This window comes from Pedobacter sp. Bi27 (genome assembly GCF_918698255.1).
Classification (GTDB): domain Bacteria; phylum Bacteroidota; class Bacteroidia; order Sphingobacteriales; family Sphingobacteriaceae; genus Pedobacter.
The window spans coordinates 325,760-338,100 of sequence record NZ_CAKKMW010000002.1; the positions used below are offsets into that span (position 1 = coordinate 325,760).

Annotated in this window: 10 protein-coding genes; 2 read left to right on the forward strand and 8 right to left on the reverse strand. The window is 38.3% G+C overall.

What is annotated here, in order from left to right; translation table 11 throughout:
- Positions 1 to 15 precede the first annotated feature (15 nt).
- The 6 genes from LQ227_RS06735 to LQ227_RS06760 form a co-directional block, all read right to left on the reverse strand.
- Positions 16 to 1,584 carry a serine hydrolase gene (locus LQ227_RS06735; protein ID WP_230148814.1) on the reverse strand — a complete coding sequence of 523 codons (1,569 nt, stop codon included), beginning with the start codon at positions 1,582 to 1,584 and terminating at the stop codon, positions 16 to 18.
- Positions 1,585 to 1,643: 59 nt separating this feature from the next.
- Positions 1,644 to 2,585: a hypothetical protein gene (locus LQ227_RS06740; protein ID WP_230142143.1), complete on the reverse strand. Its 942-nt coding sequence runs from the start codon at positions 2,583 to 2,585 to the stop codon at positions 1,644 to 1,646.
- A gap of 98 nt (positions 2,586 to 2,683) precedes the next feature.
- Entirely contained in the window at positions 2,684 to 3,868 is a 1,185-nt protein-coding gene (locus tag LQ227_RS06745) for a M20 family metallopeptidase (RefSeq protein ID WP_230142144.1), read from the reverse strand.
- Positions 3,855 to 4,298 (reverse strand): SPOR domain-containing protein, encoded by a 444-nt coding sequence (locus LQ227_RS06750; protein WP_230142146.1) that lies wholly within the window; start codon positions 4,296 to 4,298, stop codon positions 3,855 to 3,857. Before LQ227_RS06750 ends, LQ227_RS06745 begins: the two co-directional genes overlap by 14 nt.
- Positions 4,299 to 4,682: 384 nt before the next feature.
- Positions 4,683 to 8,159 (reverse strand): preprotein translocase subunit SecA, encoded by a 3,477-nt coding sequence (locus tag LQ227_RS06755; RefSeq protein WP_230142147.1) that lies wholly within the window; start codon positions 8,157 to 8,159, stop codon positions 4,683 to 4,685.
- A gap of 138 nt (positions 8,160 to 8,297) precedes the next feature.
- Positions 8,298 to 8,666: a hypothetical protein gene (locus tag LQ227_RS06760; protein ID WP_230148816.1), complete on the reverse strand. Its 369-nt coding sequence runs from the start codon at positions 8,664 to 8,666 to the stop codon at positions 8,298 to 8,300.
- A gap of 144 nt (positions 8,667 to 8,810) precedes the next feature.
- Here LQ227_RS06760 and LQ227_RS06765 point away from each other — a divergent pair, with 144 nt between their 5' ends.
- Entirely contained in the window at positions 8,811 to 9,317 is a 507-nt protein-coding gene (locus LQ227_RS06765) for a hypothetical protein (protein ID WP_230148818.1), read from the forward strand.
- Between the two features lie 2 nt (positions 9,318 to 9,319).
- Entirely contained in the window at positions 9,320 to 10,012 is a 693-nt protein-coding gene (locus LQ227_RS06770) for a hypothetical protein (protein ID WP_230148821.1), read from the forward strand.
- Between the two features lie 137 nt (positions 10,013 to 10,149).
- Here LQ227_RS06770 and LQ227_RS06775 read toward each other — a convergent pair whose 3' ends face one another.
- Positions 10,150 to 11,103 carry a Smr/MutS family protein gene (locus LQ227_RS06775; protein WP_230142158.1) on the reverse strand — a complete coding sequence of 318 codons (954 nt, stop codon included), beginning with the start codon at positions 11,101 to 11,103 and terminating at the stop codon, positions 10,150 to 10,152.
- Positions 11,104 to 11,225: 122 nt separating this feature from the next.
- On the reverse strand, positions 11,226 to 12,146 hold the full coding sequence (rsgA, locus tag LQ227_RS06780) for a ribosome small subunit-dependent GTPase A (RefSeq protein WP_230142160.1): 921 nt from the start codon (positions 12,144 to 12,146) through the stop codon (positions 11,226 to 11,228).
- Positions 12,147 to 12,341: the final 195 nt, after the last annotated feature.

The following is a 12,341-nucleotide window of genomic DNA, read 5'->3' on the forward strand; positions in this document are numbered from 1 at the left end:
GTATATTTGGTTAGGTTATTTTTTATCGGTCTTTTTAAAATCCAGGTCCTGAAAATCGAAACTAAAATCGGTTAGCGGCGAAATCGCTTCTATTTTAAAACCATCGGCCAAAGCATTGTTATCTAAACTAAAATTAACAAAAGCATCGGCATCTAAACTTCTATCATACCATTTTACAATAAAGGTATTTCCTTTGTAGTAAGTCATGTCGCCTTTCAATTTTGGTGCGTTTTTAGCCTGAAAATGCATTTTACCGTTTACTTCACTAATGGTAACGTCGCCAAACCATGAATCGTGGAAAGTGCCATAATAGTTTTTAACATCAGGTTTTGTGACCGAGAGTTTTTGCTGAGCCGCAATATCGTTCCAAACTTTGCTTACTATCTCGTCAGCCTGCTTTTCGTTTCTGAGCCTGTTATCGTTATAGGTTTTAATCCTGTCCTGTCCTTTAATATCAAGATAACCGTCTTTAATCGAATTGGTGATCGAATTAAAAGCAGCACCAGATTGCTGATTGGTTAATACAATAATACCCAATTTCATCTCTGGAATAATCGTTACCTGTGTTACAATCCCTGACAAACCGCCTGTGTGTGTTGCCTGAAAATTACCATTTACATTACTCAAAAACCAGCCTAGGCCATAACTACTAAAAGCAGCTGGATTACCACCTGCAATAATGGTCTGTGGGGTCCAAAGTTCTCTTGCCACAGCAGGACTGAATAATTTCTTGTCAAGAGTTTCGCCATATTTACCGCCATTGATCATGGCCATTACCCATTTGCTCATATCGGTAACGTTCGAATAAATTCCACCGGCGGCATTTGCGATCTCTCCGAAGCTTAGTCCTACCGGAAGTAGTTTACCTTCATAAGGGGCATGACCATCAATTACATTCGATTTGTCTTTTAAGCGGTACCAGGAAGCTGCCGTTTTGGTCATGCCCAATGGTTTAATGATCCTGCTTTCAATAAAATCTTCGTAAGTAATTCCTGAAACCCTTGCTACCACATCACCAGCAACGATATACATCAGGTTATCGTAATCATATTTGGTACGGAAAGAGGAAACTGGCTTTAAATAACGCAGGTTATGGATCAACTGCTTTTTATCAACCGTTGAAGAATCTGGCCAGATCATTAAATCGCCCGCACCTAAACCCAAACCACTGCGGTGCGTGAGCAGATCGCGGATGGTAAATTCGCTGGTTACGTAGGCATCGTACATTTTAAACTCGGGAATTACATCGGTAACTTTAGTATCCCAGGTAATTTTCTTTTCATCAACCAGCATGCCTAATGCAGCAGCCGTGAATGCTTTTGTATTTGATGCCACACCAAAAAGGGTATGCTCATCAACCTTTTTATTGGTTTTGATGGAACTTACCCCATAACCTTTTAAATGGATTACTTTACCGTCTTTAATTACAGAAACTGCAATTCCGGGAACATTAAAGGTGGTGAGTGTTTTTTCTACAACACTATCGATCTGTTTTGAAGTGAGCACCTGTGCATGCACATGAAGGCCCAAAAACAGTGATAAAGCTAATGATATTTTAAATTTTAACGGGGAAAGGAATTGCATATTTATCAGTTTAAATAATCGTTTAAAGATAATAAATCTTTTAGGCGATAGTCAAATCCTTATTTGCCCTTTTCGAGTTTATAATCTTTGTGTACGATTAAAAAACTTGCTCTTTCTTCCTTTTTGAAAGGATAATCCCAGTTACCCTGGTAGGTAATTTTGGTTGGTAATTTATCATCTCCGAAATAGCCCATTTCTATATTCATCTGCACATCAAAATCGAACAGCATGTTGCTGTATTTCATATCTACATAACGCCCCAGAATATTGAAATTTCTTTTATCGAAAATGGTAACCAGTTCCTTGATCATGATGCCATCTTTTGTCCAGCTGCTTAAATCGGGTTTAACCGAAACCTTAAAACGATAAACAGGAATAGAATCAAGGTAGGTACCGCTGGTGAAACCATAATCGTAATACTGGCGCATATTGGCCGAAAATATTTCGGTTTTACTGCCAATAAAAGGAACTTTTACCGGACGGCCAGGATTAAAGATCAGTATTTTGAGCTTGTCTTTATAACTTTCATTTGTTCCGCCCTTTCCGTCAGGCTTGGGTGCATTGGGTACAAAATCGGTGTTATAAGCATTCATAAAAATGTAATCGAACATCTCTACCGTATAAAGTTGGTATTTGCCATTTTTCTTATAAATTTTCCCGGTATCCTGTTTTACCAGATACTCCATTTTATAAGGACCGCTATTGTTATGTCTTATTTTACGGTAAATTTTTCCATCAACCTTGTTCTTTTTATCGTAACTGTAAATCCTGTTTTCGGCAATGAAAGAATAACGTTTCATATCCCTAAACGATTGATAAAAGGAAGTATCGTACATCACCTTTCTGATAAATGTCTCTACATTCAATTTTTCGGCCTTGATATTTACTGCAGAATCGAGCGTAATGGTTTTAATTGTATCAGGATTAAAGCGGTTGATTTCCTGAGCGAAACCTGTGTAAAAGAGCGACGTTAACAATAATAACAAAAATACTTTTTTCATGGAAGGTAGATGTAAAAGGTAAAATGGATAATGTATCATGAAAGATGTAAAACGGGAGAAAGATTATTTCCGTCCATCTTACATCCTCCACCTTATCATTAATTCCCTAATTGTTTTAAAGCAATATAGGCCATTAATCCTGTTGATATTTTCAAGGCATCTTCATCAACATCAAATCTTGGGGTATGTACCGAATATTGTGTGTCTTTTGCAGCATTCCCAGTACCTAAACGATAAAAACAGGCATCTGTTACCTGCGAGTAGAAAGAAAAATCTTCGGCAGCCATCCAGATATCTAAATCAACCACATTGTCTTTCCCCAAAAATTCTTCGGCAAAAGCCCTTGCATTTGCTGTTAATTTTTCTTCGTTAATTAAAAATGGATAACCTCTATGGATATCAAAATCGCAGCTTCCCCCCATACTTTCGGCAATTCCTTCAGCCATTTTTTTCATGCGTTTATGTGCTTCATCTCTCCAGCCCTCATCTAAGGTTCTAAATGTACCCTCGATTTTTACCTCATTTGGAATAATGTTAGTTGCGCCATTGGCATTTACCTTACCAAAAGACAAAACCGATGGTGTACGTGGATCGGCATTGCGACTAACAATCTGTTGCAAAGCAATAATGATATGCGATGCAATTAAAACCGGATCGATATTCTGGTGAGGCTGAGCGCCATGACCGCCTTTCCCGGTTACAGTAACATATAGTTCATCTGTTGAGGCCATGTAAATACCTGAACGGAAGCCTACTTTACCAGCATCAATTAACGGCATTACATGCTGACCAACAATATAATCAGGTTTTGGATTCTCCAATACACCTTCTTTAATCATTATACTTGCTCCGCCTGGCAACAACTCCTCTGCGGGTTGGAAAATCAGTTTAATTGTTCCACCAAAATCATCTTTCATTTGGTTTAGGATATGAGCTGTTCCTAAAAGTGAAGAAGTATGCACATCGTGTCCGCAGGCATGCATTACGCCATGATTTTTAGAACGATAAGGTTTGTCGTTTGCTTCGTGAATAGGCAAGGCGTCCATATCAGCACGTAAAGCAATTACTTTATCAGATGGCTGATTACCCTTAATTAAACCTACCACACCCGTATTGGCACAATCGGTATATTCAATCCCCCATTTTTTTAATTTATCCTTGATGAACAATGAAGTTTCGAATTCTTTGAAAGATAATTCAGGATTGGCATGGATATGTTGACGATAGCCCACTACATCGTTAAAAATGTTCGCGGCTAGTTCTTGGATTTTATTTTTGATCATTACTTGTTGTGGTATCTAAACTTGGTGCATTAATTTTTTCCCTAAAAATAAACAGTGTCGGGAAGTTTGGTCTGAGTTCGTTTATTAGGCGCTGCGCTTCTAAGCGTGTTCTAAAATCGCCCACCCGAACATAATAGTTAGGTTCTTTATAAACGAGGTAGGTATTATATTTAGGATAAAGTCCTTTAAACCTTGCCTGTTCGTTAAAAACCTCGCGCCGGTCTGACCCATAGAAAATCTGTACGCGGTAACCGTAAGCCGAAACAATGGGTTTACCCGGTTTTACCTCTCCAGAAGTTTTATAAACTGCCAACCGTTTAGCAATTAAACTATCAATTAAGGGATCTTTTATAACCGTAACCTCTCCTTTTTGTGCAAAAGCAGTGGTAAAAAGGAACAAACAGCCTACAAAAGTTAATATTGTTTTCATGTGTAAAAGACCTTGGCATTTAGTGAGCAGATGAATAAAATATCATCTCATTTCTTCTTAACAACAAGAATGCCGAAATCGTTGCAAAAATCGGCATTCTTTATGGGTTAAGCAAATAGTTATTACTTGGGTAGTTTTTTCAGTTCCTCATTTCGAGCGAAACGTAGTGAAGTCGAGAGATCTTTTAAAATAGGTAATCAGCTAATGTTAATTCAAAGATTTCTAAAGTACGATTGAAAATCAGTTTCTCGGAAAAGATTTCTCCATTCCGCTGCCGATGAAAAATCGGCATGCTTCAGTCGAAATGACGATCAATCTATATGATGACATTACAAAAAAAGCCCCAACAAATGTTAGGGCTTAGTAAAGTATTATAGATCTTGATTATAAATTAGCGCCGTGGCAATTTTTGAATTTTTTACCGCTACCGCATGGGCAAGGTTCGTTTCTGCCAACGGTTGCTTCCTTACGGATTGGCTGTTGTGGAACGGGCTCACGCGTATCGCCAAATTCGATACCTGGTTCTTCTCTGCCAAATTCTTGTTTAGTAGTTTGCAACTTCGGTTGTTTTACCGGAGCAGGTGCTTCTCTAACCTGATCTGGCTCTTGCTGAACCGGGATACCGCCTTTATATAAGAAACTTACTACTTCTTTATTTACCGCATTAAGCATGTTTTTAAATAGGTTGAAAGCTTCCATTTTATAAATTACCAATGGATCTTTTTGTTCGTACACTGCGTTTTGTACCGACTGTTTTAAATCGTCCATTTCGCGTAAATGCTCTTTCCAGCTATCATCGATCAAGGCAAGGACAATAGTTTTTTCGAATGAACGAACCACTTCTTTTCCCTTGTTGTCGATTGCTTTCTTCAAATCAACCGCTACCTGAATACCACGGATACCATCAGTAAACGGAACCACAATCTGTTCGATGTGCTCGCCACGTTCCTGATATACCTGGGTTAAAACTGGTAATGATTGTTGAATAATGGCTTCCGATTTACGTGCGTAAAATGCTTCAGCTTCATCGAACAACCTTTCAGTTAATTGAGGGATGTTGGTTGAAGTAAATTCTTTTTCGGTAATGGCCGTATCTAAAGAGAAGTTTTTGATTACTTCCAGTTTAAAACCATCGTAATTTCCTTCTTGTTTATATTCGCTTACGATATCTTCAGCAACATCGAAAACCATATTGTTCATATCTACATCTAAACGCTCGCCAAATAACGCGTTTTTACGTTTAGCGTAAATTACAGTACGTTGCGAGTTCATCACATCATCGTACTCCAATAAACGTTTACGGATACCAAAGTTATTTTCTTCAACTTTTTTCTGTGCACGTTCGATAGATTTGGTAATCATAGAGTGTTGAATCACTTCACCATCTTCGATACCCATACGTACCATAATACCAGAGATACGCTCTGAACCAAATAAACGCATTAAGTTATCTTCTAACGAAACGAAGAACTGAGATGAACCCGGATCGCCCTGACGACCTGCACGACCACGTAACTGTCTATCTACACGACGAGACTCGTGACGCTCGGTACCTACAATGGCTAAACCACCAGCTTCTTTAACACCTGCGCCCAATTTAATATCGGTACCACGACCAGCCATGTTGGTTGCAATGGTTACAGTTCCTGCCTGACCAGCTTCGGCAACAATATCGGCCTCTTTCTGGTGCATTTTCGCATTTAATACATTGTGTTTAATTCCACGAAGTTTAAGCATACGGCTTAATAACTCAGAAATCTCTACCGATGTTGTACCCACTAGTACCGGGCGACCAGCTTTTGGCTCTAGTTGCCCTGTTTCAGGATTAACCGCAGGAATTAATGCACCTTTAGCATCCAATTTAGGTACAGCTCTGCCTGTTTGATCGTATTTAACTACTGGTTTGCCGTCTTTTTGCTTTATGTTACCTTCTTTATCCGTTTCATATTCTGTTTCATAATGAGAATATGGAAAAACAAGGAACTGAATTTCTGAAGCAACAGCGTTATATTTTTCACGAACGGTACGGTAAACGTAATCCTGTTCATCTTTTCTGGAAATATTTCTGTTGGTTGGAATTTCTACCACATCTAGTTTATAGATTGACCAAAACTCGCCAGCTTCTGTTGTCGCAGTACCCGTCATACCACAAAGTTTGTGGTACATACGGAAATAATTTTGTAAGGTTACAGTTGCATATGTTTGGGTAGCATCCTCAACTTTTACATTCTCTTTAGCCTCAATTGCCTGATGTAAACCATCAGAGTAACGACGGCCATCCATAATACGACCTGTTTGCTCATCAACAATTTTAATCTTTCCTTCATCGATGATGTATTCTACATCAATTTCAAATAAAGTATAAGCTTTTAACAATTGGTTAACCGAGTGGATGCGTTCTGCTTTAACAGAATAATCGCGCATTAGGGCATCTTTTTGAACTACTTTTTCTTCTAAAGGCAGATCAGATTTCTCTAAATCTGCTACTGCAGTACCTACATCAGGCAATACAAAGAAATTCGGATCTTCACCTGATTGGGTAATCAGTTCGATACCTTTTTCCGTTAATTCAACCTGGTTATTTTTCTCATCTATATAAAAATACAATTCAGAATCTACCTTAGGCATATTCTTAGATTGATCTGCCATATAGTGGTTTTCGGTTTTCAACAACAAACCACGAACACCGCTTTCACTTAAAAACTTAATTAAAGCTTTGTTTTTTGGCAAACCACGGTATGCACGTAATAAGGCTAAACCACCTTCACCTTCTTCGGTTCCGCTGTTGCCTGCGTTGATTAGTTTCTTCGCTTCGTTTAATGCCTGGGTTACATAAGCTTTTTGTGCATTAACCAAACGTTCGATACGTGGTTTTAATTCATAAAACTCATGCTCATCGCCACGTGGAATCGGACCTGAGATAATTAAAGGGGTACGGGCATCATCAATTAAAACTGAATCGACCTCATCTACCATTGCAAAATGCTGTTTGCGCTGTACTAACTGGTCAGGTGTCTGCGACATATTGTCACGCAGATAATCAAACCCGAACTCGTTATTGGTTCCATAGGTAATATCTGCAGCATAAGCTTTTCTTCTTTCCTCAGAGTTTGGCTCATGTTTATCAATACAATCTACACTTAAACCATGAAATTCGAATAACGGGCCATTCCACTCACTATCACGACGGGCCAAGTAATCATTCACAGTAACAATATGAACACCTTGTCCGGCCAATGCATTTAAATAAGCCGGCAATGTACTTACCAGGGTTTTACCCTCACCGGTAGCCATCTCGGCAATTTTACCGCTGTGCAATACAATACCACCAATTAGCTGTACATCGTAGTGCACCATATTCCAAACTACTTCGGTTCCTGCAGCATCCCACCTATTCGCCCATTGTGCTTTATCGCCAACAATTTTAACATTGTTTTTTCTTGCTGCATAATCTCTATCGAACTGTGTTGCGGTAACCTCTAAATAATCGTTTTCACTTAAACGACGAGAAGTTTCTTTAATTACAGCAAAAGCTTCCGGAAGGATTTCCAAAAGTACTTTCTCCAATTCTGTGTCGCGCTCTTTACCTAAGGCATCAACCTGATCATAAATCGCTGTTTTTTGGTGAAGATCTAAATCTTCGCTCTCTGCATCAGCTTTTAGTGCTGAAATTTTCTCATCAATTCCGGTTAAAAAGGCCGAAATCTTTTCTTTAAATTCTATGGTTTTACCACGTAACTCATCGTTGCTAAGCGCAGACAGTTTACTGTAGTGTTCGTTAATTTTAACAACCAATGGCTGAATAGCCTTTATATCTCTTTCTGATTTACTTCCGAAAACCTTCGCTAAAAATCCTAACATTATAATATTTTAAATCGTATTTATTATTAAAAAATGGTGTGTTACAACAACCAAGCCATTGTCTTTCTTAAGTCAGTTTGGCAGTTGCTGGTATGAATGAGGCTAAAAACCTCTCAAAAAATATTGTGGAGAAGAAAACTAGGGGCTATTGTTCTTCGGTTTTTTTCTGATTGTTAAATCGGCAATTACCTGATTTACGCTCACATATTTTGCAACTTTTAATTGGGCTTGGGTCCCGATTAAAGCCAGCTTGGTGTACGATAACAGATAAGGGTTACGGTCTTCATTAAGTTGAACCGACTCTTTACCCGTTGAATTAACGCTGATGTTATGCTCATTACAATATTCGTTTAATATCCTTAGCCCTTCAACGCGTTCGGCTTTTGCCAAATGTGTTAAGCTAAAAAATACAAGCGATATGGTAACCAGGTGTTTCATTAATAGCGGCAAAGCTAGTTTTAATCTTTTATAAAAAGAAATTACATCATCGCAAAAAGCGTACCTCAATTCTCTGAGCTTTTTTTGCTTTTGTTTTCAACAGGTTTTCGAACTTACATTTAGATTGAACGTAAAAGCATAGCATAATTCTTATAATTGTTTTATTTTCATAAAGACGTTAGGATTTCTTAGCGTCTTTTTTAATTTTATGCCATGTCGAGGAAAGTAATTACGCTATGTTATCGAAAAATAATTGATGCAACCAATACCAGCACATGGGACAAGTTTGTACATGAAGATAGTTTTGCCGAGTTCAAAATGCAGGCCCAATATTATAATCAGGAACAGCAGTATACTACTTTTGCCGAAATGGCACTAAATGTTCCGGAGGCAGAGAAGTTACATTTTCTGGTTAGCGCAGCAATTACCGGCTATTTGCGCCAGTTAAATGGAATTATTCCTGATGTACTTGATAATTTAGGCAGGCGTTTCCTGACTTTTGAAAACTTTAAGTTCGAATTGATCAATTCGGACATTAACAGTCTTGAAAAGCATAAAGTGGCCATCAATTTTTTCTCAAAACCGCTGGTTTGGCACGATACAATAGGTAATTTGCTCTTGGTATCGCAATTTAAAGAAAGTAATGAAGATGAAGTTTTTACTAATCTTTTTCAGATCCAGCCTTTTGTAAGTATTCACGCCATAAAAAATATTGATTAACGATGGAACGCACACCTGGAAAAATATTTTTAGCCGATGAGCGGGGCTTAACAGAAACTTCGGCACTAAGAAGATACAGCACCTTTAATTTTGAGAAATATTACAGTGAACACAGAACACCTTTCGGCAGCTTATTTTTATGTAATGATGAATCGATTGCTGGTGGAAAGGTTACGTTTTTTCTATGCAAGGAAGATTCGCTCCAGATATTTATGCCAATTACTGGCGGAATCGATATTGTTGCCAATGGAAAAGAATTTGTTTTAGAAACCGGGCAAGTACAGGTATTAAATATGGGTAAAGGCGAAGTATTGGAAATCAGCAATCCCTACCAAAACGACGTAATTAACTACATACAGTTTGGGATTAAAACCGATATGTTTTTAATGCGGGCAAGTGAAATGCTTTTCAGTTTCGATTTTGAGAAAAACCGGAACCAGCTGATCGAAATTATTTCCAGCCCGAAATTACCTTTTAAGCTAAGTGCAGGCATTTTTGCTGACCGTGAAGAAGCAGTTTATAAAATGCAAAGTCCAAACCATCAGCTCTATGCTTTTATTATTGATGGAGCTTTCGAAATTGAAGGCCGCTTGATGCATGCAAGAGATGGTTTAGCGCTCTGGGATATTGAACAGGTAGAATTGGAAGCATTGAGTGATAATGCAATTGTAGTGGTTTTGGAGTTTGGATTTTAGTTTTTTTGTCATTCTGAATGCGGTGAAGAATCTTTAATTTACTAAAAGATTCTGAAACAAGTTCAGAATGACGAATCGTATGGGAAAGACTGCAGTGCAATCAGATGTTACCATCTTACACCACAAACAAAAGCCTACTACTTAAAAACTACTTCTGTAGCCCCGTAACCAAACTTTTCTTTTCTGGCATCCATGTATGTTTTTACGTGTGGGTTTTTACTGATCATTTTATGGATTTTATCTCGTAAAGTACCATTTCCTGAACCGTGGATAAAAACGATTTTATCGAAATGATGCACAACCGCAGCATCCATCGCAGTTTGAAAATGATTGATCTGTATCTGCAACATTTCATCAGCTTCCAGAAAATGATGGTCATCTCTCAGTTTTTCGATGTGCAGATCGATTTCTTTTTGAGGGGCTGCAACTGTTTTTTTCTCTTCAGTTGATTTAAAAAAACTTTCTTTTAATTTTTGCGGATCGATGGTTACCGAAACAAGATCATCCAAGCGGATTAGCCAGCCCTTATTTCTCAATTGAGGCAATTCCTTTTGTTCGGTGCTAAAATCTTTTGCCCTAAACTTCTTACGGATTACCAAAGGATCGATAGGTTTCACATCAGCTTTGCTAAATACTAAAACCTGAAAGTTAAATTCTGGCCAAAGATCAAGATCAGCCAAGGAAGCAGAATAAACTAAAGTAGAGCCGTAAGATTCGATTATCCCATGAAAAGCACCTGCATACTTCTCTTTACGCTCGGTAGTTAAGCTTACCAATAAAATATTCGGAGAATGGTTTTGCAAGTTAAAATGCACTACATTACCGGCTTTATCATCGGTTGCAACAGCTATATAAATGCCGTTTTCGATTTTGTTAATGCTGGGGATATTTACCTGAATGGGTTTTGGTGCATCTAACGCTTCGGCTACCACACCATGACCATGTACAGAAGTTAAATTACTCACTGCAACAGGTATCTCGAAACCATCTTCATCGGTAACACCCAAAGTCTGGCTATCGATAATTTTAGTTACATAACCTTCACGTTTTTCATCAACAAAACGCACAAAATCTCCCAGTTTAAATTTCATTTCTATATTTTTTTAACCACCAAGGCACAAAGTACACAAAGATTTTTAAGCAATTTGAATTAAAATGCCCTAGATGAAGCTATTTACCTCCTTTACCTTTAGTCCTTGGTCTTTCAGCTCTTTTAGTGCCTTGTATCGTTTCCGTGGTAAATGCTCAGGTAACTTTCATACCTCGAAACGGCAATTTCGCCCTCGTTTACCGCGGCTAAAACAGCACAGCCGGGCTCGTTAATGTGCCTGCAGTTGTTAAAACGGCAATTGTGCGAGGTTTTAAAGATTTCTCTAAAAAAATGCCCCAATTCTTCTTTTTCAATATCAATCACACCCAGTTCTCTAATTCCGGGAGAATCGACAATGAAACCGCCCTGTGGCAGTTCGAACATTTCGGCAAAAGTAGTGGTATGTTGTCCTTTATCGCTCCAGTCTGAAACCTCCCCTGTTCTTAAATCACGATCGGGCAATAATGCATTAATCAAACTCGATTTCCCAACGCCCGAGTGACCGGATATCAGTGTAATTTTATTGGTAATCAATTCCTGAATAACCGGAATATTAATGCCTTTTAAAGCCGAAACTTCGTAACAGGCATAGCCGATATTCTCGTATATATCTTTAAACTCCTGAAGAATTTCTAAACCTTCTTTACTAAACAGATCGAGTTTATTAAACACCAAAACCGCAGGTACATCGTAAGCCTCGGCTGTAACCAGAAAACGATCGATAAAACCTAGGGATGTACGGGGCGAAGCCAGCGTAACCACCAACATGGCCATATCCAAATTTGCAGCTAATATCTGCGCCTGCTTACTTAGGTTGATCGATTTGCGGATGATGTAGTTTTTACGCGGTAGCATTTCGTGTATCAAACCCTGGTTGCTATCCCGTTCCAGATCAAATTTCACCCTGTCGCCAACCGCAATCGGGTTGGTGGTTTTAAGTCCTTTAATCCTGAATTTACCTACAATCCGGCAATCATAGCGTTCGCCATTATCGGCCAAAACACTATACCAGCTCCCTGTAGATTTAATAACTAATCCCTGCATATTTGCGGTAAAGGTATGAATATGATTTCATTGGTAGAAGCGACTAGCAAGGATAAAAGTTTGTACATTAATGTTGAAGAACAAAAATAAATACAGACATTTCGGCGATATATTTTGTTATCCATTAAATATCTTACATAAATCCAACGCTTTAAAAGGCAAAAAACCTAAATTTGCGACAACAAAAATCAAAAA

Coding starts and splice junctions, on each gene's coding strand:
- LQ227_RS06735 (WP_230148814.1), bottom strand. CDS start 1,584: ATGCAATTCCTTTCCCCGTTAAAATTTAAAATATCATTAGCTTTATCA.
- LQ227_RS06740 (WP_230142143.1), bottom strand. CDS start 2,585: ATGAAAAAAGTATTTTTGTTATTATTGTTAACGTCGCTCTTTTACACA.
- LQ227_RS06745 (WP_230142144.1), bottom strand. CDS start 3,868: ATGATCAAAAATAAAATCCAAGAACTAGCCGCGAACATTTTTAACGAT.
- LQ227_RS06750 (WP_230142146.1), bottom strand. CDS start 4,298: ATGAAAACAATATTAACTTTTGTAGGCTGTTTGTTCCTTTTTACCACT.
- LQ227_RS06755 (WP_230142147.1), bottom strand. CDS start 8,159: ATGTTAGGATTTTTAGCGAAGGTTTTCGGAAGTAAATCAGAAAGAGAT.
- LQ227_RS06765 (WP_230148818.1), top strand. CDS start 8,811: ATGTCGAGGAAAGTAATTACGCTATGTTATCGAAAAATAATTGATGCA.
- LQ227_RS06770 (WP_230148821.1), top strand. CDS start 9,320: ATGGAACGCACACCTGGAAAAATATTTTTAGCCGATGAGCGGGGCTTA.
- LQ227_RS06775 (WP_230142158.1), bottom strand. CDS start 11,103: ATGAAATTTAAACTGGGAGATTTTGTGCGTTTTGTTGATGAAAAACGT.
- rsgA (WP_230142160.1), bottom strand. CDS start 12,146: ATGCAGGGATTAGTTATTAAATCTACAGGGAGCTGGTATAGTGTTTTG.